Here is a 21,924-nt window from a genome sequence, read left to right on the forward strand (position 1 = left end):
TCCCCGAGCTTCAGGTCAGCCGCACGTAGGTCAGCTCGAAGTCGAGCTCCCACGACTCGCCGTCGGGCGAGGTCTCCCAGCGTCCCTCGATCGTGCTCGCGTCGCGGCTGAAGGAGCCGATCCAGCGCTGGTGGAACGGCAGCGGCGTGAAGTCCGGTCTGTGCCGTTCGAGCGTCCAGTCGCGGCCGTCGAACGTCATCGCGTAGATCCGCACGACGCCGCGCGAGTCGAAGTAGTGCTGCGTGTAGCCGTCGCCGTCGTGGTCGGGCGCGATCACCGACAGCCCGTCCGGCGCGCCCGGCACCGGGATCGCCGAGCGCTGCAGCAGGAAGGCGCCGCCGAGCGTCCACGCGAAGGTCACGCGCGCGGCGCCGGCGAGGTCGGGATCGACCTCCGCCGCGAAGGCCGGCGCCTCGATCCGCCACTCCCCCACGAACGGCTCCAGCCGCGCGAGCCGCGCGTCACGTCGGTCGTTCTCCATGCGGCCAGTCTGCCCCTCGCAGCGACGCTTCTCCCACAGTTCCTCCGCAGATCCGTTGCGAACACGTCTGGAGTCGTCACAGGCGGCCGACGTAGCGTCCAGCCCACTCATGGGACCGCCGTCGATCGTCGAACTGCTCGCGAACCCGGTGGCGATCGCGAAGCTCGGTGCGCGCGGGATCTCGCTCGCAGAAGCGCGGCAGCTCCCACGCAACGCGTATGTGGTCGTCCGCAATCCGACCGGCAGCAACGTGACCGAGCGGCGGCTGCTTGTCGGGCGTACAGATGGTGGTCGCGCACTGACGCTGGTGATCGAACGCACGCTCAACGACGACGCCTGGATGATCGTGACGGGGTGGAGATCGACGATTCGTGAGCGTAGACTGAATTGGCGGAGGTCATGACGCGCGATCCTTGGACAGACCCCGACCCGCAGCCCGGCGACTTCGACTCCATCCTGGAATCGCTCGCCGCGGACGAGGTCGACCACTACCCCGGTGACCCGAGCGCCACGGTGACGGTCGTCACCGACGTCGAGCGCGAGGTCGCTCGCCGTCGCGCGCTCAGAGCGCGCGCTCGTCGCGTCGATCCGCCTGCCCGCCGCCCCTGACGGCCCGCCGGTCTGCCCGGCTCGGGCCGTGTGCCAACGACCTCCGCTCCGGTATGGAAGTCGGATGACGGAAGCGCTGCGACCGTTCGATGCACCTGCTTTTGGCTATCGTCGGTCGCATCCCAGAAAGGGGCCGTCATGAGCTTCGTTGTCCGCTTCAACCCCCAGTCGCTCACTGCCGAGCAGTACGACGAGACCATCCGCCGACTGAGCGATAGAGGCTTTCCGCCCGAGGGGCTCGAGATGCACGTCTGCTTCGGCGAGGACGGCAGCCTGCTCGTCAGCGAGATCTGGAGCACGCGTGAGCAGTTCGACGCGTTCGGCGAGCGGCTGATGCCGGTGCTGGCCGCGATGGGCATCTCTCCGGGCGAGCCCACGATGTTCGAGGTGCACAACCTCGTGGTCCCGTAGCGATCCCGCGCACGCTGCCCCTCGCATCCGGCCGCTCACCCCTCCGGCGGCCGCCCGTGCACGACGACGCCGAGCGCACGCGCCACGGCGCTGATCCGCTCGCGCGGCGGGGGCGGGTCGTCGGGGGCGCGGGTGCCGAGCTGCTCGACCCAGCGCTCCAACCCGGCCGGCGTTGAGATCACGACCATGCGGGCGCGCTCTGACTCGACGCGCAGCGCGTGCGGGGTGCCGCCGGCGGCGAAGACGGCGTCGCCGGGGCCGCAGCGGCGCGGCGCGGCCTCCGCGCCGATCCAGAACGTCGCGCTCCCCTCCAGCAGCTGCCAGGTCTCGTCCTCGGGATGCGAGTGCAGCGGCGAGCAAGTCCCGCGCGGGGCGACCTCCTCCAGCACGGCGACGCGGCCGCCGGTCACGTCGCCGTGGAGCGCGATCCGCGACCGCACGCCGTCGAGCCACCAGACGGCGGGGTCGACATCGGCCGAGCCGCCCGCGTCGGCGGCGCCGCCGCTCACCACCACCGCTGTCTGCAGCCGGCCGTGATCACCTCGACGCGGTCGGCGTGCACGATCACGCACTCCTCGTGGCTGATGCCGCCGGTCTCCGGCGTCCCGACGACGATCTCCAGCGCCATCGTCATCCCCGGCTCGACGACCGCGGTCTCGCCCTCGGAGACGAACGGACCCTCGGTCGACAGGCCGATCTGGTGGCCGAAGGCCGGCCAGAAGCCCTCGAAGTAGCCGTGCGGCGGGTGGCCGCGCTCGGTCAGGAACTCGACGCCGATGTCGTGGACGGCGCCGAGCGTCGTGCCCGGCCGCAACGCCGCGATCAGCGTGTCGATCAGCTCGACCGCCTGCTCCAGCACCTCGCGCTGCGCCGCCGTCGGCTCGGCGCCGACGCAGGTCGAGCGCGCGAGGTCGCACTGGTAGCCGCCGGCGACAGGGCCGAAGCCGTCGACGCGCAGCAGGTCGCCGACCGCGAACGGACGACGGGCGTTGAACGACGGGATCCCGCGCTCGGCCTGCGGGCGCGCGGGGTTGCCGGAGCCGGCGACCACGTCCATCGGCCAGCCGCCGGCACCGATCAGCACCGGCAGCCCGATGCTGACGAGATCGCCCTCCGTCAGCCCCGGCGCGGCCGCCGCCATCATCGTCTCCATCCAGGTCGCCCCGACGAGCGAGGCGTAGCGCAGCAGCTCCTGCTCGGCCGGCGACTTGACGCGCGCGAGCGGCTCGATCAGGCGGTCGGCCGGCGTCAGCGACAGCGGCGCGCCGAGCGCCTGCTCGACCTCGCGCTGCTGGCGCGCCAGCAGCGCGCCCTCGCCCACGACGCCGATGCGGCCGCCCGCGAGGCCGGTCTCGCGCAGCGCCTCGGCGACGGCCGGCGTGATCGTCGTGCCGGTGCGCGCGTCGGCGATCGCGACCTCGCCCGGTCTGACGCGCTGGTCGAGCACGAGGATCGGCTCGCCCTCGACCGGCAGCACCAGCACCGAGAAGCCCTTGTCGCCGAACGTCGTCGCGTTCGCGCCCTGCTGCATGAAGCCCGACTGGTGGTCGGCGAGGTATCTGACCGCCCACGGCCAGTTGCGGCTGCCCCACACGAGCAGCCCGTCGAGGCCGGCGTCGCGCGCCAGCTCGACCGCCCGCCCGCGGCGCGCGGCGAACTCGTCGTGGGAGATCGCCGGCGGCGGCGCCGGCAGGGTCGTGACAGTCATCGAAATCCTTCCGTGTGCGAAAGCGTCGGCCACGTGACGGGACAGTGGCCGGGCACCAGCCGCGCGCCCTCGGCGGCGGCGAGCGCAAGCAGGCGGTCGTGCGAGCGCCGCCGCAGCGGGCCGTCGGCGGGATCGGCCGACCAGCCGACGCAGCGGTCCTCGTCGATCCCGCGCTGCAGGTCGATCGCGTCGATCGCGAACAGCCATGTGCCCGACTCGGCCATCCGCACGCGGTAGGACATGTGTCCTGGTGCGTGGCCGGGCGTCCAGATCGCGTCGATCCCCGGCGCGATCTCGCCGTCGCCGTCGTCGAGCACACGCCAGCGCAGCTCCGGTCGCTCGTAGTCGTCGCGCGCGTAGAACTCGGGCGCGCCGGCGCGCTCCAGCGCGAACTCCAGCTCGCGCCGCTGCACCACGACCTCGACGCCCGCCGCGGCGAGGTGGCGCAGCCCGCCGGCATGGTCGACGTGCAGGTGCGAGACGGCCGCCAGCGCGAGGTCGCCGGGCGCGAGGCCGACTTCGGCGAGCGCGTCGAGCAGCGGGTCGCCGCCGGTCGGGAACTCGGGCAGGCCGACGGGGTAGATCGGATGCTCGGTGACGCCGCGGAAGCGGCGCGCGTCGATCCCCGTCTCCAGCAGCACCCAGCCGATCGGCGAGCGCGCGACGATCGCGATCACCGGCTCGCGCAGGATCTCGCGCGAGCCGCCCTCGAGCGAGACTCCCTCCGGCACCAGCTCCCAGCCGACGGTGAGGCAGAAGAGCCGGTCGCAGACGGCGGCGGTCACGGCGAGACCGCCGCGCCAGCATCGCCCGCCACGAGCGGCCGCAGGAAGGCGCGCGCCGGCGCCGCCTCGGCGCCGCGCAGCGGCAGCGGCAGCGCCCACAGCTCGTAGTCGCCGGCCTCCACCGCCGCGAGGTCGATCGCCTCGAGGATCGCCACGTCGGCATCGCAGAGGACGTGGTGGGCGGCCCAGCCGCCGGCGCTCTGCTCCTTCCCCTCCAGGTTGAGGAAGTCGATCCCGACCAGCCTCACGCCGCGCTCGACGAGCAGCTTCGCGCCGTCGCCGCTGAGCCCGATCCACTGCTCCGGGCGCGCGTCGCCGTGCAGCAGCCGCTCATCCGAGTTGCGCGTCTTCAGCAGCACCCGCGGCGCGTCGCCGAGCCCGGCGGCGAGCAGGTCGGCGGCGGTGATGTCCGCGCTCGCCGCCGTCACGTCGAGCACCTGGCAGCGGCCGGCGAGCGTCTCCAATGGCACGTCGTCGATCGTGCGCGCGCCGTCGCTGTAGTGGATCGGCGCGTCGACGTGGGTGCCGCTGTGCGACCCCAGGTACCAGCGCGTGACGTTGCAGTGGTCGCCGCCCGCGAGCGTCTCGACGTCGATCCGCTGCGGCGCCATCCCCCACGTCAGCGTCGCCTCGCCGAGCGGGATCGAGATGTCGATCAGCGCGCCCGCGGCAGCGCCCGCGCCGCCCGCGGCACGCCCCGGCACGATCACGACGCGCGCCGGCGCCGCCTCCGCGGCCAGCCGCAGCGGCGGGCAGATCAGCTCCACGAGCCCGGCCTCGACCGCGCTCAGGTCGACCGACTCGATCAGCGCGACGCCGGCGCCGTTGAGGATCCGGTGGGCGTCGAAGGTCGCCTCGCGCGCCGGCGCCTCGACCGTCAGGTAGTCGACGCCGAGCAGCCGCACGCCGCGCTCCACCAGCAGCGCCGCGGCATCGGGCGCGACGCCGACCCACGCCTCGGCCTTCTCGCGCTCGCGCAGGACGGTCGCCGAGTTGCGCGTGCGCAGCAGCACGCGCGCGTCGTCGCCGAGGCCGGCGCGCACGAGATCCGCGGCGCTCACCTCCTCGCCGTCCACGAAGGTCAGATCGAGCACGCGCGCCGGCCCGACGAACAGCTCCAACGGCAGCGCATTGATGGCAAGACCGTCGGCGACGGTGTGCAGCGGCGCCTCGACGTGCGTGCCGGCGTGCGCGCTGATCGTCCAGCGCGTGACGTTGTAGTCGTCGCCGGCGGCGAGCGAGAACGGGTGCTCGACGGTCGGCCGGCGGCCGCCGTGGAGCATCTCGGGGTGGATCGTCAGGCTCGCGTCGATCATCGGTCGAGCAGCCGGGCGGGGTTGTGAATCAGCATCTCGTCGAGCTGGGAGTCGGGGACGCCGCGCTTGCGCAGCGTCGGCACGATCCGCCGCAGCAGGTGCTCGTAGCCCATCCCGCCGTAGGCGCGCAGCTGGCTCTTGGTCCAGACCGAGCAGCCGAGCACGATCTGCCCCGCCAGCCCCGCCTCCAGCAGCGCCAGCGTGCCGGCGAGGCGCTCGCCGTCGGTCGGGTCGCCGTAGCCGTCGCGGTAATAGGCCTCGTTGCCGAAGCAGAGCTCCAGGTTCGCGCCCTCGGCGGCGAGCCCCTGCAGGTAGTCCAGCTCGAGGAACTCGTCGACGTTGCCGAAGATCACCTGCCCCGGCGGGCAGCCGACCGCTGCCAGCTCGTCGAGCACCCACGGCCCGCGGCGCGCGGCCGGGTCGAGCCGCACGGTGACGGCGGCGCCGGTCGCGGCGGCGGCGCGCCCGGCGGCGCGCAGGGCGGTCAGCTCGCCGGCCGTCACCGGCTCGCTCGTGCCGACGAGGCCGAGCAGCCCGGCGCGGAAGTCGCAGCCGTCGTAGGAGACCGTCAGCGCCCGCTCGAACTCCTCCGCCAGCTCGCTCTCCGACAGCTCCGAGACGCGCTCGGGATGCGGCCGGTCGAGGTAGACCCCGACCCCCGCGATCACGTGCATGCCGCTCGCGCGCGCGATCGCCGGCAGCCGCGCCGGGTCGGCGCCGAGCCCCCAGCAGGTCACGTCGACGACCGCCCGCTGACCCTCGGCGTACGCGCGCGCCAGCTCGCTCGCCGCCAGCTCGGCGTCGTCGAGCACGAGGTTGTCCTCCAGCGCGAGCAGGTTCCAGCGCACGAAGCCGAGGTTCTCCAGCGTCACCAGCGGCGGCTCCGGCAACGGCTCACGCGCCGGCGCGTGCAGGATCCGCGCGTCGATCAGCAGGTGGTCGTGCATCGAGGCGACGCCGAGCGACGCCGCCTCGATCGGGCCGAGGACTGTCTCGATCACGCCGCGGCGAGCTTTGACGCCGACGGCGCGCCGGCCCCCTCGGCCGGCGGCACGACGTCGGCGAGCACGTGGATCGCGGCCGGGATCGCGCAGGCGATCTCGATCTCGCTGCCGGGCGCGACCGCGGCCGGCGCGACGTCCGGCGGGATCGACGCGACCAGCTCGCCGAGCTGCGGATGGACGCACTCGACGCGGTAGCGCGTGCCCTGGAACGAGGTCGTCCGCACCGATGCTCTGATGCGCGGCGCCTGCTCGTGCGCGCGCTCGCCGAGCGTCAGCTCCTCCGGCCGCACGATCGCGGTGCCGGCGCGCGCGCCGACCTCCGCGTCGAAGCCGAGCAGGCGCCCCGCGTCGACCGGCAGCAGGTTCGCCTCGCCGAGGAAGCGGGCGGCGAACAGCGTCGCCGGTCTGCGGTAGAGCACCTCCGGCGCGTCGAGCTGCTCGACGTGGCCGTCGCGCATGATCGCGACGCGGTCCGACATCGTCAGCGCCTCGGTCTGGTCGTGCGTGACCGCGACCGTCGTGACGCCGACCGACGCCTGGATCCGCTTGATCTCGATCTGCATCGTCTCGCGCAGCTGCTTGTCGAGCGCGGCCATCGGCTCGTCGAGCAGCAGCACGCTCGGCTCCGGCGCGAGCGCGCGGGCGAGCGCGACACGCTGCTGCTGACCGCCCGAGAGCGAGCGCACGCCGCGGTCGATCATCCCGGGCAGGTGGACGAGGTCGAGCATCCGCTCGGCGATCTCGCGCCGTCTGCCCTTCGAGATGCCGCGCGTGCGCAGCGGGAAGCCGACGTTGTCGCCGACGGTCATGTGCGGGAAGAGCGCGTACGACTGGAAGACGAGGCCGATGTCGCGGTCGTGCGGCGGCCGCTTCTCGACCGGCTCGCCGTCGAAGCGGACGTGGCCGCCGCTCGTTCTGATCAGGCCGGCGATCACGTTCAGCGTCGTCGTCTTGCCCGAGCCCGACGGGCCCAGCAGCGTGACGAACTCGCCGGGCGCGACGTCGAGCGAGATGCCGTGCAGGATCTCGTTGCCGCCGAGCTCGACGCGCACGTCCTCCAAAGTCAGCCGGACGCTCATGCCGTTCCTCCGTTTCGGGTTCCGGCACGTCGGCCGATCAGTGTTGCGAGGCCGAGCACCACGATCGCGAGCAGCGTGATCGAGGTGGAGACGGCCGACAGGGTCGGGGCGATCGCCTCGTTGGCGGAGCGGTACAGCTGCTGCGCGATCGTGACCTGGTCGATCGGCGCCAGGAAGATCGCCAGCACCGCCTCGTCGAAGCAGGTCGCGAAGGCGAACAGGCCGCCGGCGAGGATCGCGGGGCGCACGAGCGGCAGCTCGATCCGCCAGACGACCGTCGGCCAGCGCGCGCCGAGCGTCGAGGCGGCGCTCGCCAGCCGCGGATCGACGCCCGAGAGCGCGCCCGAGACGACGATGTAGACGAGCGGGAAGGTGATCAGCGACTGCGCGAGGATCAGCGGCACGATCGTCTCGCTCAGCCCGGCGGGCAGGTCGAGGAAGACGTTGTACATCCCGAGCGCGTAGGAGACGTACGGGATCGCCATGGGCAGGATGAAGAGGCTGCGCACGAGCGCGCCGCCACGACCGAGCGTCAGGCGCCGCATGCCGAGCGCCGCCGCGGTGCCGACCGTCGTCGCCAGCAGCGCCGCGAAGAAGCTGATCTTCAGCGACACCTTCAGCGGATCGGTCCACGTCGGGTCGGCGAGCATTCTGTCGTACCACTGCAGCGAGAACCCTCTCGGCGGGAACTCGAGCAGCATTCCGGAGGTCCACGAGGTCGGCACGATCACCAGCAGCGGCAACAGCAGGAATATGACCAGCAGCGCGCCGATCGCGAGGAAGGGAAGGCGGCCGAACCCGAGTCCGGCCCGCAGCTCACTGCGCATCAGCTTCTCCCCCAGTGCTTGCTGACGCCGAAGACGCGGTCGGCGATCGCGTAGAAGATCACGATCACCAGCACCAGCAGCACCGACATCGCGGCCGCGACCGAGGTCTGGCCGGGCAGGTTGAACTTGCCGCCGATCACGCCGGCGACCATCGAGCCGGTGGGGCTTCCGAGCATCTCGGGCGTGACGTAGAAGCCAAGCGACATGATGAAGACGAGCACCCCGGCGGCGAGCATGCCGGCGCGCAGCTGCGGCAGCACGACGCTGCGCAGGATCAGGAAAGGCTTGGCGCCGAGCACGCGCGCGGCGCGCACCTGGAGCGGGTCGAGCTGCAGCAGCGAGGCGTAGACCGGCAGCACGACGAACGGCAGCATCACGTGGACCATCGCCGGATAGGAGGCGAAGTTGGTCTGGTAGATGTCGAGCGGTCTGTCGCGCAGGCCGACGGCGTTGAGCGCGTCGAACAGCGGGCCTCTCGGGAAGTAGAGGATCATCCAGCCGTAGGTGCGGACCAGCAGCGAGGTCCAGAAGAGCGTGATCAGCGCGACCAGCATCACGACCGCGATCCAGCGCGGCGCGACGGCCATCGCGAGCGCGTAGATCGTGCCCAGCAGCATCGCGAAGGCGGTCACGATCGCGGCGAGCACGAAGGTGCGCGGGATCGAGTCGGTGAAGACGGTGTCCTCGAAGGCGCGCGAGAAGCCGGACTCCTTCGACGCCTCGAAGATCAGGTAGATCACCGGGACGAACAGCAGCAGGAAGAGGAAGACGAGCGGCGGCGCGAGCAGCCACACGACGCCGCTGCCGCCGAACGCCCCGCGCAGCCGCGAGGACGCACGGCGCGCGGGCGCCGGCAGCGGCTGCACGGGGTGTGAACGGACAGACATGGTGCGAGCGGCTACCTACGAGAACAGCTTCTGGTTGTCGGCGGCGAGCATCTCGAAGACCTCCGACAGGTACTTGTCGGTCGGCATGACGGTGTCGCGGCCGGGGGCGTTCGGGAGGTTTCTGACCTCCTCCGGCGTCATCTCGTCGAAGGCCGCTCTGACGGGCGGGCCGTAGTTGGTGAGGCGCGCGAACTCGGCCGCGCGCTCCGGCTGCGCGCACCAGCCGGCGAGCGCCTGCACCGCATCGAGGTTAGGTGCATCGGGCATGACGGCCATGTTGTTGAGCGAGAGGAGCGGGAGCGTCCAGTCGATCGTGACGTCGAGGCCCTGCTTTCTGGCGCCAGCGAAGATGCCGTTCGGCGCGAATGCGACCGCGACGGTGCCGGAGGAGAGAAACTGCTGGATCTGCGGATAGGCCTCGTAGAAGACCATGTCGTCCCAGATCGACTTGATCTTCGCGTTGGCGCGCTCGACGTCGAGCGGGTAGAGGTCCTCGGGCGTGACGCCGTCGGCCAGCAGGGCCGCTTCGCGGGTGCCCTCGAAGTAGTATCTGTTCGGCCAGGCGCGCTTCCCGGGGAACTTTCTCGTGTCGAAGAAGTCGGCCCAGCCGGCCATCTCCTCGTCCCACGTGCCGGTGATGTAACCGGGCACGTAGCCCATGAAGAACGACTGGAACGAGGACTTCGCGACCTCGGGCGGCACCAGGTCCTCGGTCATCTCGAGCGTCGGCAGCGGCTTTCTGCCGCCGTCAGCGAGGATCACCATGTAGCCGCTGGAGTGGACCGCGTCCCATCTCGTCGGCGCCTTGCCGAGCAGCATGTCGTCGCCGAGCGAGCCCGGGATGTCGACGGTCCGGATCTTGACGCCGGTGCGCTCGGTGAAGGAGTCCCAGAAGGCGGCCTTGCGAGCCTCCTCGGTCGTGCCGCCGAACGAGCCGATGATGACCTCGTCCGATCTGATCGCCTCGATCAGTCTGGTCAGCTCAGGGGGCTCGGTCGATGCTCTGGCCGCCGACGTCGCGGCCGTGGTCGATCCACCGTCGTCACTGCTTCCGCAGGCGGCGAGCACGCCCGGGAGCGCAAGCACTCCAAGGGTCGCGCTTCCGCGCTTGAGCAACGTGCGACGAGAGAGCTCGCCGTTCCACCGCTGCGTCTGATCGTCCATGTACCTGCCTCCTGTTGGCAAAGCGAGTCCGCCAGGTCCGCTGGGGGGGCGAGGGCGACCGCGTGACTCTCGCGACGTTCGATGTGACGTCTGGGATCCATTTGGTGTGTCCGTGGATCCAAGTTGGGAGAACCGTAACGGGAGCCACGGCGAGCGTCAAGGCTTCGACACGATTCTCAGCCCCGCCGTATATGGACATCATGCACAAATGGATCCTCTTACGGGGATTTTGTATCCTCGCTCGATGGAGCTTCCCCCTGACCTGACCGCCGCCGAGCAGGAGCTGCTCACGCGCGCGGAGGAACTGCTCGGCGCCCGTCACGAGCCGGGTCGCCACGAGGTCGCGGCCGCGCTGCGCACGCGCGCGGGCGCCGTGCACGTCGGCCTGCACGTCGACGGCTCAGCGCGCCGCAGCGGCATCTGCGCCGAGGGGATGGCGCTCGGCGCCGCCGCGGCGGCCGGCGACCTCGACGTCGAGACCGTCGTCGCGGTCCACTTCAAGCCGGCCGGCGTGCTGCGCGTGATCAGCCCCTGTGGCATCTGCCGCGAGCTGCTGGCCGACTACTGCCCGGACGCCACCGTGCTCGTCTACGACGACGGCGTCGTCGGGCGCGCGACCGTCCGCGAGCTGCTGCCCGCCAAGACGATCCGGCGCTGGTAAGCGGGCGCGTCTACAGCCTCAGGATCCGCGCCATGTTGCCGCCCTCGATCAGCGCGCGGTCGGCCGGGTCCTCGATCGCCTTGCCGATCTTCATCCGCTCGAGGTCGAAGTCGTGGCCGGGCCATTCGGTCCCCATCACGATCTTCCGCGGTCCCACGCGCGCGTAGGCGCGCCGCACGTCGGCGAGCAGCGTCGCCGAGGTCTCGAGCAGGATGTGGTCGTGGCGCTCGGCGACGATGATCGCCTCCGGCACGTTCCAGACGGCGCCCATGTGGGCGATGATCGTCGGCACCTCGGGGAAGCCCTTCGCGATCTCCTCGATCGCGAACGGAGCGCAGAAGGAGTCGTCGAGCGCGTTGATCAGGACCGCCAGCCCGTGCTCGCGGCAGCGCGCGAAGACGGGGTCGAGCAGGCCGTGGTCGGCGACGTGGTAGCCGTGCATCGACGGGTGCAGCTTCAGCCCTGAGAGGCCGGCCTCGGCGATCCTGTCGATCGTCTCCAAGGCGTCGTCGTCCTGCGGCAGCACCTGGCCGAAGCCGAAGAGGCGGTCCGGGTGGTCGGCGACGAGGCTGGCGATGAAGTCGTTCTCGATCCGCTGCGCGAGCGAGCAGACCATCGCCATGTCGACGTCGGCGGCGTCCATCCGCTCGATCAGCCGCGAGGGGTCGAACGGTCTGTGCGGGGGCGGCGGCTCGCCCGGCTTGGCGCCGGTCAGGTAGTCGGAGCGGCCGCGCACGTTCTGCGCGGTGTTGTAGGCGTCGATGATCATCTGACGGTTCCCTTCAGTCCTCGTGGACGACCTCGCCGCCCACGATCGTCTTCAGCACGCGCCCGTCGCGGCACGCCGCAGGCGGCGCGCGCAGCGGGTCGACGTCGAGCACGGCGAGATCGGCCTCGCAGCCGGGCGCGAGGCGGCCGGTGCGCGGCATGCCGGTGATCGCGGCGGCGCCGGTCGTGTAGAGCGCCAGCGCCTGCTCGGCGCTGGCGGCCTCGTCGAGGCCGACCGGCTCGTCGAAGCCGTCGACCGTGCGCGCCTGCAGCTGCCACAGCGAGAACAACGGCGCCAGCTTCTCCCCCGGTCCGTCGGAGCCGCCGCCGACCGTCACGCCGGCCTCCAGCCAGCTGCGGAACGGGTGCGCGCGGCCGATCGCCTCGGCGCCGAAGCGCTCGATCAGCCCGCGCCCGAACGACCACTGCAGCGGCGCCTGCGTCGCGACCAGCACCCCCAGCTCGCGCGTGCGTCTGATCGCGGCCGCCGACGGCCACAGGTAGGCGTGGATCAGCGTGAAGCCGAGCGGCGCGATCGGGCCGTGCGCGGCGTCGGCGGCGGCGAAGGCGTCGAGCACCATGTCGATCGCGGCGTCGCCGACGCAGTGGACGCCGAGGCCGCGGCCGTTCGCCGCGCACCACTGCGCGTAGGCGTGCAGCCCTTCGCGCGAGGTCGTGAGGTTGCCGTGGTAGCCGTCGGTGCCGGGCCACGGCTCGTGCAGCAGCGCGGTCGCCAGCGACCCGCCGCCGTCGCCGAACAGCTTCAGCGGCCCGACGCGCAGCAGCGGCTGCTCGCGGTCGAGGTCGACGCCGGCGGCTTGGAAGGCGGCGATCCGCTCGGCGGGATCGACCTCGCCGTCGCCGAGCGGCATCATCGTCGTGCGCACCTTCAGCTCGCCGGCTGCCAGCGACGCCTCGTAGGCGAGCATCTCCTCCGGCAGCAGCGCCGGATCGCAGATCGACGTGATCCCGACGGCGTGGAAGGTCGGCTGGATCGCGCGCAGCCAGCGCATGCGGTCGGCGACGGTCGCCTCCGGCAGCATCCGTTCGACCAGCTCGGCGGCCGGCCGCTCGACCAGCAGGCCGGTCGCCTCGCCGTCGCCGTCGCGCTCGATCACGCCGCCGGGCGGGTCGGGCGTGTCGCGACCGATCCCGGCGGCGGCCAATGCGGCGCTGTTGACGAGCGCGTCGTGGGCGCGGCGGTCGAGGAACAGCGGCCGCCCGCCGGCCGCCTCGTCCAGCTCGGCGCGCGTCGGGAACCGTCTCTCCGCCAGCCGTTCGGCGTCGACGCCGGCGCTGCCGACGATCCACGGGTCGTCGGGCCGCTCGGCGGCGAAGCGGCGGATCCGCTCCAGCAGCTCTGCGACCGAGGCGGAGCCGGCCAGCTCGACGCGGTCGCGGTCGCGCCCGCCCCACAGCATGTGCACGTGCGAGTCGATCAGCCCCGGCACGACCGTCCCCGGCAACGCCTGCGCCGGTGTGCCGGCCGGCAGCGCCGCGGCCGCCTCGGCGCGACTCCCCCAGCCGACGACGCGGCCGCCGTCGAGCGCCAGCGCCTCGACGCGCGGCCGGCGCGGGTCCATCGTCACGATCTCGCCGGTCAGCAGCTGCGGTCCGCTCATGGGTGTGGTTCAGCTCCCAGTGGTTCGAGTTGCGAGTCCGATCTGACGGCGCGCAGCGGGCGCGCGCCGGGGGTCAGCAGCAGCACGGCGCCGATCAGCGCCGCGGCCGCCGCCGACCAGAAGGTCAGTCCTGTCGAGCTGAGCCCGACGAGCACGCCGCCGATCACCGCGCCGGCACCGAAGCCCATGTCCATGAACGCCATGAACGTGCCGAGCCCGACGCCGCGGTCGGCGGCCGCGACGCGCGTCGTGACCAGCAGTCCGAGCGCGGGATAGAGCAATGCGTAGCCGCAGCCGACCAGGGCCGCCCCGCCGGCCGCCGCCGGGAAGCCGTCGGCCACGGCGAACAGCACCCAGCCGGCGCCGACGAAGGCGGTCGCCAGCAGGGCGCAGAGGTAGGGCCCGACGCGGTCGACCAGCCATACGGCGCCGAGCCGCGCGGCGAACGTGACGGCGGCGAAGATGGTGAAGATCGACGCCGCGCCGCCGAGATGGGCCCCCTCGGGGACGCCCCGGTCGACGAGGTGGATGACGCCGAAGGCGCCCATGATCCCCTCGCCGTAGAGCGCCAGGGCGATCACGGCGCCGGGCCGCAGCGCGGCGCGCGGGATCTGCGGCAGGAAGCGACGCCAGCCGTCCTCGCCGAGAGCGTCCGAGGGCGGCGCATCGGCTCTGCGCGGGGCCGGCGCGAAGATCAGCAGGGCGCCGGCTCCCAGGCCGGCCAGGGCGCAGAAGATCCAGACGGCGCTGTAGCCGTGGTCGACGCGCAGCGACTCGCCGATCAGCGGGCCGAGGCCGAGCCCGAGCCAGATCGACATGCCGAAGGCGCCGAGCGCGCGGCCGCGGTGCTCCGGCGGCGCGCGGTCGATCACCCACGCCATCGAGGCGATCGACAGCAGCGCCTCGCCGAGCCCGACCGCCAGCCGCGCGACGATCACCAGCGGCAGCAGCTCCGGCGCCAGCAGCAAGGCGGCGCCGGCGCCCATCACGAGCGAGCCGAGCAGCGCGGCGACGCGGCGGCCACGGCGGTCCCCGAAGGCGCCGGCGGACGGCCGCAGCACGATCGCCACCAGCGCGGTGATGCCGGTGACGATCCCGACCTCCAAGGCGTTGCCGCCCAGCTCGTCGTGGACGAACAGCGGCAGCACCGGCGTCGTCGCGCCGATCGAGAGGAAGGAGAGCGCGGAGGAGCCGAACAGCAGCCAGAAGACGCCGTCGAGCGCGCGTCTGCGCGGCGGCGCGGGGCCGGGTGCGCCGGGGCCGCCGGGCGCTGGTGCTCGTGCGGCCGGGGCGAGCCCCTCAGCCATGCGACCCCGGCGCGGCGGCGTGCATCGCCGCCCATCCGGAGCGGGCCAGCCGCACGCCGATGCCGCCGAGGAAGACGGCGAAGCAGATCCGCAGCGTCGTCGCCGGCAGCGCGAGCGCCAGCAGGCCGCCGCCGACGGCGCCGACCGCCCCCAGCGCGCCGAGCTGGAGCGCACCCCACAGGTCGCCGACGCCGCGCCGCTGCAACGTGATCGTCGCGACGACGGCGGTCGGCAGCACGACGAGCAGCGAGGTCGCCTGCGCGGCGTGCTGTTCGACGCCGATCGCCAGCGTCAGGAACGGCACCATCAGGATCCCGCCGCCGACGCCGAGCAGCCCGGCGGCCGCGCCGACGGCGAGCCCGAAGGCGATCAGCCCGAGCGCGAGCCCGACGCTCATGTCGTCACCGCCATCACGATCGCGGCGCCGACGAGGAAGATCCCGAAGACGAACTGCAGTCTCGCCGGCTCGATGTCGGCGAGCATCTTCGCGCCGTAGCGGGCGCCGACGATCGAGCCGAGCGCGAGCATGATCGCCTGCACGACGTCGACCTCGCCGGCGGCGCCGTAGGTGACGATCCCGCCGATCGAGATCGGGATGATCGCGGCGAGCGAGACGGCGTGGGCGCTGCGCTGGTCGAGACCGAACCACAGCACCAGCAGCGGGATCATGATCACGCCGCCGCCGACGCCGAGCAGGCCCGACAGCAGGCCGCCGATCACGCCGACGAGCACCGCTCTGCCGGTGATCGCGCGGGCGCCGGGAGCGCGCAGCGTGCCGGCCGCGGCCGGGGTGCTCATGCCGGCACCTGCGCCGGCCGTCTGCGCCAGTGCTGCGTCGCGTCCTCGAAGGCGGCGGCGCGGCGCAGCAGCGTCAGCTCGTCGCGGTGGCGGCCGACGAGCTGGAGGCCGACCGGCAGCCCCTGCGGCGTGAAGCCGGCCGGGACCGACAGCGCCGGCAACGTCGTCGCGGAGATCCGCGTGCACGAGCGCATCCAGGTGAAGTACTGCTCCATCGCGATCCCCTCGATCTCGGTGACCCACTCCTGCTCGACCGGGAACGGCGGCACCTGCACCGTCGGCAGCGCGAGCAGGTCGAAGCGCGTCTCCAGCAGGTGCTGGGTGCGGCGGTAGACCTCCGTCCGCAGCTCGGCGCCGCGCGCGAGCTGGGCGGCGCTGAGCGCCGCGCCGTCGCGGATGTTCTGCGCCAGCACCGGCTTGATCAGGTGCGGCGCCGCCTCGTAGTCGCCAACGTGCGCCGCGAACAGTTCGAAGGCGCGGAAGGTCTCGAACGCCTCGTCGGCGCCGGCGAGGTCGGGCTCGTGGTCGACGACCTCGGCGCCGAGCGCGACGAGCACGGCGCGCGCGGTCTCCAGCACCGCCGTGACGGCCGGGTCGACCGGCAGCCCGTCGACCGTGCGGCTCCAGCCGATCCGCACGCCGCGCAAGTCGGCCGCCTCGATCGCGGCGAACGGCGCGGGGTCGTCGTCGAGCGCGATCGGCGCGCGGTCGTCGCGGCCGGCGAGCGCCGCCAGTAGCAGACCGGCGTCGCGCACGTCGCGCGCCATCGGGCCGAGCAGCGACATCGGGTCCCAGGCGTTGCCGGGCCGGCCGCTGGGGATCCGGCCGGGCGAGGGCCGCAGCCCGACGACGTTGCAGAAGGAGGCGGGGTTGCGGACGCTGCCGCCGAGGTCGGAGCCGTCGGCAAGCGGCAGCAGCCCGGCCGCGAGCGCGGCCGCCGCGCCGCCGCTGGAGCCGCCGACGGTGCGCGTCAGGTCGTGCGGGTTGCGGGTCGGGCCGAAGACGGGGTTGAAGGTCTGCGAGCCGGCGCCGAACTCGGGCGTGTTGGTCTTGCCGACGATGATCGCGCCCGCGGCGCGCAGCCGCTCGGCGAGCAGGCTGTCTCTCGTCGGGACGTGGTCGGCGTGGATCGGCGAGCCGTACGTCGTACGGATCCCCGCCGTGTCCATCAGGTCCTTGATCGCGATCGGCAGGCCGTGGAGGGGCGGCAGCGGCTCGCCGGCTCTGGCGGCCGCGGCGGCGCGCGCGTCGGCGGCCTGGGCGGCGGCGAGCGCCTGCTCGGGGACGACCGTCGGGATCGCGTTGACGGCGCCGTCGACGGCCGCGATCCGCGCGAGCGTGTGACGCGTCAGCTCGACGCTCGACAGCTCGCGGCGCGCGAGCGCGCCGGCCAGCTCGCGGGCCGTCCTCCAGTGCAGTTCGTCACCAGCCACGGCGGGATCCTATCGCGTTCAAGATGGATCCACTTTGTCATGCGCGCCCCACACCGCCGCGACCCCGCAGAGCTGCGCGGCGGCGGCGACCCAGAAGGCGGCCGCCTCCCCCTGCCACGCCGCCAGCACGCCGCCGAGCGTCGCGCCGACGGCCATCCCGAGGTCCATGTAGGCGAGCACCGCGCCGGTCGCCGAGCCGCGCCGCTCCGGCGGCACGCTCGCGATCGCGATCAGCATCAGCGACGGGTAGAGGACGGCGTAGCCGCCGCCGAGCACGAGCGCGCCGACGGCGGCCAGCGCGAACGACTGCGCCAGCGCCAGCAGCGCCAGCCCGGCGCTGACCGCGACCAGCGAGACGGCGGCGGCGCGCGCGCCGCCGACGCGGTCGGGCAGCGTCCGCAGCAGCAGCCGCGCGGAGATCACGCTCGCGGCGAAGATCGTGAAGACGGTGCCGGGGCCGAGCAGCCCGCCGCCGTCGCCGATGTGACGGTCCTGCAGGTGGAGGATCAGGAAGGTCAGCACGACCCCCTGCCCGGCCCACGAGATCGTCCCTCCGACGCCGGCCCGCGCGACCGCGCGCAGCGGGGTGAACCAGACGGCGAAGCTGGCCGCGACACCGCGGCGGGCGCGCGGCCCGCACGCGATCGCGACGCCGGCCTCCTCGACTTCGCGCGGGATCCGTCCGCGCGCCGGCGGCGGCGCGCTGCGCAGCGTCAGCAGCAGGCAGAGCGCGGCGCTCGAGAGCGCGGCGGTCGTGGCCCAGACGGCGACGAAGCCGAACTCGTGCAGCAGCCGCTCGCCGAGCGGCGGCCCGAGGCCGAGCCCGAGCCAGACGCTGACGCCGAAGATGCTGAGCGCCCGCCCGCGCGCGCCCGGCACCGCCGACTCGATCACCCAGATCGTGATCATCGTGTTGAGCGTCGCGCCGCCGAAGCCGGTCAGCGTCCGCCCCAGCCCGCCGAGCAGCAGCACCCCCGCGACGAGCAGCAGCAGCTCGCCCGCGATCGCGAGCAGCGCGCCGGCGATCGCGACCGGCCGCGGCCCGATCCGGTCGGCCAGCTCGCCGAGCGGCGGCCGCAGCGCCATCGCCAGCAGCGACGCGACGCCGACGACGAGACCGACCTCGGCCGGCCCGCCGCCGAGCGGTCCCTGCACGTACAGCGGCAGCATCGCCGTCGTCACGCCCGACGCGAGCACGCACAGGACGTTGACGCCGAACAGCGCCCAGAAGGCGCGGCCGAGCCGCGCGCTGGAGGGCGCGGCGACGGCCGATCCAGTCAGGGGTGGGCCCCGCGCGCGCCGCCCGCGTCGCCGCGCCCGGCGCGCTCGTCGAGGATGCTCGCCGCGATCCGCTCGCCGATCACCGTCACCGGCATCGCGGTCGCCGCGCGCGGCACCGACGGCATCAGCGCCGCGTCGGCGACGCGGCAGCCGGGCAGCCCGTGCACCTCGCCGCGCGCGTCGCAGACCGCGGCGGAGTCGCTCGCCGGTCCCATCTTCGCCGTCCCGACGGGATGCCAGTAGCTGTCGGGATGGGCGCGCAGCCATGCCTCCAGCGCCGCCGGCTGCGCGGCGTCCGCGCCCGGCGTCAGCTCGCGCCCGAGCAGCGCCGCCAGCGGCCCGGTCGCCGCCAGCTCGCGCACCTGCGCGATCCCGTCGATCAGCATCGCTACGTCGTCGCCGGCCGGGTCGCTGAGGAAGCGGTGGTCGATCAGCGGCTTGGCCTCGGGATCGCGCCCGGTCAGCCGCACGTGCCCGCGCGAGCGCGGCCGCAGGGCGCTCGCGCCGGCATGCCAGCTCCAGCCGCCGTGGATGTGCGTCGGGCTGTACGCGAACAGGTGCAGGTCGAAGGCGTCGGGCTCGAAGCGCGAGGCGGCCTTCGCCAGCACCTGCTCGTCCGGCGCCCAGCCACGCGCGACGGCCGCGTCCATCGCGGCGACCAGCTGCGGCGATCCCTCCCAGCGCAGCATCGCGAACGGCTGGTCGTGCAGGTTCTCGCCGACGCCGGGCAGGTCGAGCGCGACCTCGATCCCGAGCGCGCGCAGCTGCGCCGCCGGGCCGACGCCGGAGCGCAGCAGCACCGTTGGCGTGCAGAAGGCGCCGCCGCACAGCACCACCAGCGGCGCCGCCACCTCGTGCACCGCGCCGCCGCGCACGACCGCGACCCCGCGCGCCGCGCCGTCGGGTCCGATCAGCACGCGGTCGACGAGCGCGTCGCCTGCGATCGTCAGGTTCGGCAGCGCGCGGACCGGGTCGAGGTAGGCGAAGGCGTTGTTGAAGCGGACGCCGTCGCCGACGACGTTGACCGACTCCGGCGCGATCCCGACCCCCTCGGCGAGGTCGTTGACGTCGCGCAGTTGCGGCAGCCCGACGGCCGGCCCGGCGTCGTGCCAGGCGCGCTGCCACGGGGTCAGCTCCTCGACGGCGTACGTCCGCACGCGCAGCTGCTGCGACGCGCGCTCGAACAGCGGCAGCAGCTCGGCCGCGCTCCAGCCGGGGTTGCCGGCGGCGGCCCAGCCGTCGTAGTCGCGCGCGTGGCCCCACGTCTGCACCGCGCCGTTGTGCGTCGAGCAGCCGCCGAGCACGCGCGAGCGCTCGAACCGCATCGGCTGCGGGAGCGTGTCGCCGGAGTCGAAGCCCCAGTCGCACGAGTGGCCGAGCCGTCTCGCGTCGACGAGGTCGGCCGGCCAGCGCGGGTCGCCGAACGGGCCGGGATCGGGGCCGGCCTCCAGCACCAGCACCTCGACGCCGGCCTGCGCCAGCCGCGCCGCGACGACCGCGCCGGCGGTGCCGCCGCCGACGATCACGACCTCGGCTTCGTGCGGCAGTCCCGTGGCGCCCATCAGCCGGCCTGCAGCAGTCCGCGCGGCAGCCGCGACAGCGGCGTGAGCACGCCCCCGTCCATCACGACCGTGTCGATCGCGGCCGCCTCGAAGCCCTCGTCGCGGTCGTAGAGGATCGTCTCGAAGTTGGAGACCCAGCCGTCGCGCAAGACGATCCGCTCCGGTCCGTCGTTGGCGAGATAGGCGTGACCGACCCAGCTCGGCGGCAGCGCGAGCCCGAGCGCGTAGCCGCCCAGCCACCAGATCCGCTCGCCCGCGATGCGGTCGCGCACGTACGCCTCCGACAGCGCCATCGCCGCCTCCGGCCCCTCCCCCGCGCGGGCCGCGTCGCACAGCTCGGCGAGCGAGCCGGCGGCCAGTCCGAGCAGCTCGCCGGCGAGCGCGTTCGGACTGCCGATCGCGTAGGTGCGGCAGAGGTTGACGTGGTAGCGGTCGACCACCGCGCAGGCGTCGACGCAGACGACGTCGGGGTCGGAGAGCTGGCGGCTCGACGGGAAGGCGTGGGTGTCGCACCAGGCGCCCGGCCCGGAGGAGACGAGCGCCGGCTGCGCGGCGATCTCGCTGCCGCGCTCGGCCAGCAGGGAGGTGATCAGCGCCGACACCTCCAGCTCCGTCATCCCAGCGCGCAGCCGCGGTCGCAGCGCCTCGAAGGCGTCGTCGGCGATCTCCCCCGCGCGCCGCACGCGCTCCAGCTCGGCCGGGGACTTCCACAGCCGCACGGTGTCGACGAGCCAACTGCCGTCGGCCAGCTCGGCACCTGCCGTGCGCAGCTCGGCGGCGACGTCGTCGAGGATCGCGGCGACCGGGTTGGGCGCGCTGCGTTCCAGCGCGACGGTGCCGCCGAGCCAGCCGCGCTTGCCGAACGCCTCGCTGACGACCGCCGGCGCGCCGCCGTATTCGAAGAGCGCCAGGTCGTCGTACAGGGCGTTGAGTCGCACGTAGTCGACGTGGCGACTCCAGTCGAGGAACAGCAGCTCCGGATCCTCGCGATGGATCGCGACGCCGACCGGCAGCCGCGGCGGGTACCACGACGCCTCGTAGCCGGTCAGGTACAGCAGGTTGGCGGGCGAGGTGACGTAGAGCGCGTCGAGGCCGCGCCTGGCCAGCTCCGCGCGCACGCGCGCCTGCCGGTCGCGGTACTCCCGCGGCGCGAAGCGGAGCGAGTCGGGCACGTTCGCGACGGTCATCTGGCGCCTCCCGGGCGGTCGAGCAGCCGGCGTGGCTCGCCGGTCAACATGCGGTCGAGCTGGTCATCGCTGACGCCGCGCTCGCGCAGCGCCGGCACGACGCGCCGCAGCACGTGGTCGAGGCCGGGGCCGCCGCGGCGGCGCAACGCCGTCTTCGTCCAGGCGCCGCACGCCAGCACCTGGCGCCCGTGACCGCGCTCCAGCAGCGCGGCGATCGCGTCGATCCGCTGCGCGTCGGTCGCCGCCGTCAGCCCGACGCGCGGCGGCGCCTCGTAGCCGAAGCACCACTTCAGCGTCGCGCCGGTCGCGGCCAGCTCGGCGACGTAGGCGTGGTCGGTCGCGTAGCCGTCGACGTTGGAGAGCACGACGCGGTCGGCCGGCAGGCCCTCGTGCGCGAGCAGCTCCAGCAGCCGCGGCGCCGCTCTGCCGCGCGGGTCGACGCGCGCGACGACGGCGCTGCCGGTCTGCGCCGCGGCCGCGCCGGCGGCGCGGACGGCGCGCTCCTCCTCCGGCGCCGGCGGGATCCCGGCGCCGACGAGGCCGACGATCCCGGCGCGGTGCTCGCAGCCGGGCAGCCGCTCGGTCAGCGCGCGCACGAACAGCGCCGCGAGCTGGTCGGCGTCGAGCGTTCTGAGCCAGTCGGGCTGGGTGCGGCCGAGGTAGGCGCCGACGCCGGCGATCACGTGCACGCCGGCCTCGCGCGCGACCTGCGGCAGCGCGGCGGCCGGTCCGCCGAAGCCCCACACGGTCAGGTCGACGACGGCGGAGAGCCCGGCGGCGCGCGCGTCGTCCAGCTCGGCGGCGGCGAGCGCCGGCTCGTCGAGGTGGAGGTTGTCGTCGAGCGCGAGCTGGTTGTAGCGCAGGAAGCCGAGCGTCTCGATCGTCACGCGCCGCTGCGCCGGCAGCGGCTCGCGCGCCGGGGATCTGAGCGCGCGCGCGTCGAACAGCAGGTGCTCGTGCATCGAGGTCGGCCCCAGCGCGGCCGGCTCGATCGGGCCGAGGACGGTCTCGATCATCTGCTCGCCGCCAGCACG

General features: G+C 73.8%; 24 protein-coding genes. 4 read left to right on the forward strand and 20 right to left on the reverse strand.

Going from position 1 to position 21,924, the window contains the following annotated elements:
* Positions 1–10: 10 nt before the first annotated feature.
* A complete protein-coding gene (locus R7226_RS17270; protein WP_318598476.1) occupies positions 11–481 on the reverse strand; it encodes a hypothetical protein in 471 nt (156 codons plus the stop codon).
* Positions 482–590: 109 nt separating this feature from the next.
* Between R7226_RS17270 and R7226_RS17275 the strand changes: the two genes are divergently transcribed.
* The 3 genes from R7226_RS17275 to R7226_RS17285 all read left to right on the forward strand — a co-directional run bounded on the left by R7226_RS17275 (position 591) and on the right by R7226_RS17285 (position 1,501).
* Positions 591–884, forward strand: coding sequence for a BrnT family toxin (locus R7226_RS17275; RefSeq protein WP_318598477.1), 294 nt, complete (start codon positions 591–593; stop codon positions 882–884).
* Entirely contained in the window at positions 881–1,090 is a 210-nt protein-coding gene (locus R7226_RS17280) for a hypothetical protein (RefSeq protein ID WP_318598478.1), read from the forward strand. The genes R7226_RS17275 and R7226_RS17280 overlap by 4 nt, the downstream gene beginning before the upstream one ends.
* Positions 1,091–1,228: 138 nt before the next feature.
* On the forward strand, positions 1,229–1,501 hold the full coding sequence (locus tag R7226_RS17285) for a hypothetical protein (RefSeq protein WP_318598479.1): 273 nt from the start codon (positions 1,229–1,231) through the stop codon (positions 1,499–1,501).
* A gap of 35 nt (positions 1,502–1,536) precedes the next feature.
* On the opposite strand, the gene R7226_RS17290 is transcribed toward R7226_RS17285, so the two are convergent.
* Genes R7226_RS17290 through R7226_RS17330 form a run of 9 tightly spaced genes read right to left on the reverse strand, consistent with a single transcriptional unit; the run spans position 1,537 to position 10,271 of the window.
* A complete protein-coding gene (locus R7226_RS17290) occupies positions 1,537–2,010 on the reverse strand; it encodes a cupin domain-containing protein (protein ID WP_318598480.1) in 474 nt (157 codons plus the stop codon).
* Complete coding sequence (locus R7226_RS17295; RefSeq protein WP_318598481.1) at positions 2,007–3,209, reverse strand: M24 family metallopeptidase; 1,203 nt, start codon at positions 3,207–3,209, stop codon at positions 2,007–2,009. The genes R7226_RS17290 and R7226_RS17295 overlap by 4 nt, the downstream gene beginning before the upstream one ends.
* Positions 3,206–3,994: an N-acyl homoserine lactonase family protein gene (locus R7226_RS17300; protein ID WP_318598482.1), complete on the reverse strand. Its 789-nt coding sequence runs from the start codon at positions 3,992–3,994 to the stop codon at positions 3,206–3,208. The genes R7226_RS17295 and R7226_RS17300 overlap by 4 nt, the downstream gene beginning before the upstream one ends.
* On the reverse strand, positions 3,991–5,310 hold the full coding sequence (locus tag R7226_RS17305; RefSeq protein ID WP_318598484.1) for a cyclase family protein: 1,320 nt from the start codon (positions 5,308–5,310) through the stop codon (positions 3,991–3,993). The genes R7226_RS17300 and R7226_RS17305 overlap by 4 nt, the downstream gene beginning before the upstream one ends.
* Complete coding sequence (locus tag R7226_RS17310) at positions 5,307–6,311, reverse strand: phosphotriesterase family protein (RefSeq protein WP_318598485.1); 1,005 nt, start codon at positions 6,309–6,311, stop codon at positions 5,307–5,309. The genes R7226_RS17305 and R7226_RS17310 overlap by 4 nt, the downstream gene beginning before the upstream one ends.
* Positions 6,308–7,393: an ABC transporter ATP-binding protein gene (locus R7226_RS17315; protein WP_318598486.1), complete on the reverse strand. Its 1,086-nt coding sequence runs from the start codon at positions 7,391–7,393 to the stop codon at positions 6,308–6,310. The genes R7226_RS17310 and R7226_RS17315 overlap by 4 nt, the downstream gene beginning before the upstream one ends.
* Positions 7,390–8,220: an ABC transporter permease gene (locus tag R7226_RS17320; RefSeq protein ID WP_318598487.1), complete on the reverse strand. Its 831-nt coding sequence runs from the start codon at positions 8,218–8,220 to the stop codon at positions 7,390–7,392. Before R7226_RS17320 ends, R7226_RS17315 begins: the two co-directional genes overlap by 4 nt.
* Positions 8,220–9,107, reverse strand: a complete 888-nt coding sequence (locus R7226_RS17325) for an ABC transporter permease (protein ID WP_318598488.1) — start codon at positions 9,105–9,107, stop codon at positions 8,220–8,222. Before R7226_RS17325 ends, R7226_RS17320 begins: the two co-directional genes overlap by 1 nt.
* Before the next feature lie 15 nt (positions 9,108–9,122).
* Positions 9,123–10,271 carry an extracellular solute-binding protein gene (locus tag R7226_RS17330; protein WP_318598489.1) on the reverse strand — a complete coding sequence of 383 codons (1,149 nt, stop codon included), beginning with the start codon at positions 10,269–10,271 and terminating at the stop codon, positions 9,123–9,125.
* A gap of 244 nt (positions 10,272–10,515) precedes the next feature.
* Between R7226_RS17330 and R7226_RS17335 the strand changes: the two genes are divergently transcribed.
* The gene (locus R7226_RS17335) at positions 10,516–10,932 is read left to right on the forward strand and encodes a cytidine/deoxycytidylate deaminase family protein (RefSeq protein WP_318598490.1); all 417 of its coding nucleotides are present in this window, start codon (positions 10,516–10,518) and stop codon (positions 10,930–10,932) included.
* Between the two features lie 10 nt (positions 10,933–10,942).
* Here R7226_RS17335 and R7226_RS17340 read toward each other — a convergent pair whose 3' ends face one another.
* Genes R7226_RS17340 through R7226_RS17385 form a run of 10 tightly spaced genes read right to left on the reverse strand, consistent with a single transcriptional unit; the run spans position 10,943 to position 21,906 of the window.
* Positions 10,943–11,701 carry an amidohydrolase family protein gene (locus R7226_RS17340; RefSeq protein WP_318598491.1) on the reverse strand — a complete coding sequence of 253 codons (759 nt, stop codon included), beginning with the start codon at positions 11,699–11,701 and terminating at the stop codon, positions 10,943–10,945.
* Between the two features lie 13 nt (positions 11,702–11,714).
* Positions 11,715–13,322: an amidohydrolase gene (locus R7226_RS17345; protein WP_318598492.1), complete on the reverse strand. Its 1,608-nt coding sequence runs from the start codon at positions 13,320–13,322 to the stop codon at positions 11,715–11,717.
* Positions 13,319–14,629, reverse strand: coding sequence for an MFS transporter (locus R7226_RS17350; RefSeq protein ID WP_318598493.1), 1,311 nt, complete (start codon positions 14,627–14,629; stop codon positions 13,319–13,321). Before R7226_RS17350 ends, R7226_RS17345 begins: the two co-directional genes overlap by 4 nt.
* Entirely contained in the window at positions 14,622–15,026 is a 405-nt protein-coding gene (locus tag R7226_RS17355; protein ID WP_318598494.1) for a TSUP family transporter, read from the reverse strand. The genes R7226_RS17350 and R7226_RS17355 overlap by 8 nt, the downstream gene beginning before the upstream one ends.
* Positions 15,023–15,427, reverse strand: coding sequence for a sulfite exporter TauE/SafE family protein (locus tag R7226_RS17360; RefSeq protein WP_318598495.1), 405 nt, complete (start codon positions 15,425–15,427; stop codon positions 15,023–15,025). The genes R7226_RS17355 and R7226_RS17360 overlap by 4 nt, the downstream gene beginning before the upstream one ends.
* Entirely contained in the window at positions 15,424–16,860 is a 1,437-nt protein-coding gene (locus R7226_RS17365; protein WP_318598496.1) for an amidase, read from the reverse strand. The genes R7226_RS17360 and R7226_RS17365 overlap by 4 nt, the downstream gene beginning before the upstream one ends.
* Positions 16,861–16,878: 18 nt before the next feature.
* On the reverse strand, positions 16,879–18,141 hold the full coding sequence (locus R7226_RS17370) for an MFS transporter (RefSeq protein ID WP_318598510.1): 1,263 nt from the start codon (positions 18,139–18,141) through the stop codon (positions 16,879–16,881).
* Complete coding sequence (locus R7226_RS17375) at positions 18,138–19,703, reverse strand: GMC family oxidoreductase (protein ID WP_318598497.1); 1,566 nt, start codon at positions 19,701–19,703, stop codon at positions 18,138–18,140. The genes R7226_RS17370 and R7226_RS17375 overlap by 4 nt, the downstream gene beginning before the upstream one ends.
* Positions 19,703–20,890, reverse strand: a complete 1,188-nt coding sequence (locus tag R7226_RS17380; RefSeq protein WP_318598498.1) for a M24 family metallopeptidase — start codon at positions 20,888–20,890, stop codon at positions 19,703–19,705. Before R7226_RS17380 ends, R7226_RS17375 begins: the two co-directional genes overlap by 1 nt.
* Positions 20,887–21,906 carry a phosphotriesterase family protein gene (locus R7226_RS17385; RefSeq protein ID WP_318598499.1) on the reverse strand — a complete coding sequence of 340 codons (1,020 nt, stop codon included), beginning with the start codon at positions 21,904–21,906 and terminating at the stop codon, positions 20,887–20,889. Before R7226_RS17385 ends, R7226_RS17380 begins: the two co-directional genes overlap by 4 nt.
* Positions 21,907–21,924: the final 18 nt, after the last annotated feature.

The sequence above is a fragment of the Conexibacter stalactiti genome, from assembly GCF_033542075.1.
In the GTDB taxonomy this organism is placed as follows: Bacteria; Actinomycetota; Thermoleophilia; order Solirubrobacterales; family Solirubrobacteraceae; genus Conexibacter; species Conexibacter stalactiti.

Coding starts and splice junctions, on each gene's coding strand:
- R7226_RS17270 (WP_318598476.1), bottom strand. CDS start 481: ATGGAGAACGACCGACGTGACGCGCGGCTCGCGCGGCTGGAGCCGTTC.
- R7226_RS17275 (WP_318598477.1), top strand. CDS start 591: ATGGGACCGCCGTCGATCGTCGAACTGCTCGCGAACCCGGTGGCGATC.
- R7226_RS17280 (WP_318598478.1), top strand. CDS start 881: ATGACGCGCGATCCTTGGACAGACCCCGACCCGCAGCCCGGCGACTTC.
- R7226_RS17285 (WP_318598479.1), top strand. CDS start 1,229: ATGAGCTTCGTTGTCCGCTTCAACCCCCAGTCGCTCACTGCCGAGCAG.
- R7226_RS17295 (WP_318598481.1), bottom strand. CDS start 3,209: ATGACTGTCACGACCCTGCCGGCGCCGCCGCCGGCGATCTCCCACGAC.
- R7226_RS17305 (WP_318598484.1), bottom strand. CDS start 5,310: ATGATCGACGCGAGCCTGACGATCCACCCCGAGATGCTCCACGGCGGC.
- R7226_RS17315 (WP_318598486.1), bottom strand. CDS start 7,393: ATGAGCGTCCGGCTGACTTTGGAGGACGTGCGCGTCGAGCTCGGCGGC.
- R7226_RS17320 (WP_318598487.1), bottom strand. CDS start 8,220: ATGCGCAGTGAGCTGCGGGCCGGACTCGGGTTCGGCCGCCTTCCCTTC.
- R7226_RS17325 (WP_318598488.1), bottom strand. CDS start 9,107: ATGTCTGTCCGTTCACACCCCGTGCAGCCGCTGCCGGCGCCCGCGCGC.
- R7226_RS17330 (WP_318598489.1), bottom strand. CDS start 10,271: ATGGACGATCAGACGCAGCGGTGGAACGGCGAGCTCTCTCGTCGCACG.
- R7226_RS17335 (WP_318598490.1), top strand. CDS start 10,516: ATGGAGCTTCCCCCTGACCTGACCGCCGCCGAGCAGGAGCTGCTCACG.
- R7226_RS17340 (WP_318598491.1), bottom strand. CDS start 11,701: ATGATCATCGACGCCTACAACACCGCGCAGAACGTGCGCGGCCGCTCC.
- R7226_RS17345 (WP_318598492.1), bottom strand. CDS start 13,322: ATGAGCGGACCGCAGCTGCTGACCGGCGAGATCGTGACGATGGACCCG.
- R7226_RS17350 (WP_318598493.1), bottom strand. CDS start 14,629: ATGGCTGAGGGGCTCGCCCCGGCCGCACGAGCACCAGCGCCCGGCGGC.
- R7226_RS17355 (WP_318598494.1), bottom strand. CDS start 15,026: ATGAGCGTCGGGCTCGCGCTCGGGCTGATCGCCTTCGGGCTCGCCGTC.
- R7226_RS17360 (WP_318598495.1), bottom strand. CDS start 15,427: ATGAGCACCCCGGCCGCGGCCGGCACGCTGCGCGCTCCCGGCGCCCGC.
- R7226_RS17375 (WP_318598497.1), bottom strand. CDS start 19,703: ATGGGCGCCACGGGACTGCCGCACGAAGCCGAGGTCGTGATCGTCGGC.
- R7226_RS17380 (WP_318598498.1), bottom strand. CDS start 20,890: ATGACCGTCGCGAACGTGCCCGACTCGCTCCGCTTCGCGCCGCGGGAG.
- R7226_RS17385 (WP_318598499.1), bottom strand. CDS start 21,906: ATGATCGAGACCGTCCTCGGCCCGATCGAGCCGGCCGCGCTGGGGCCG.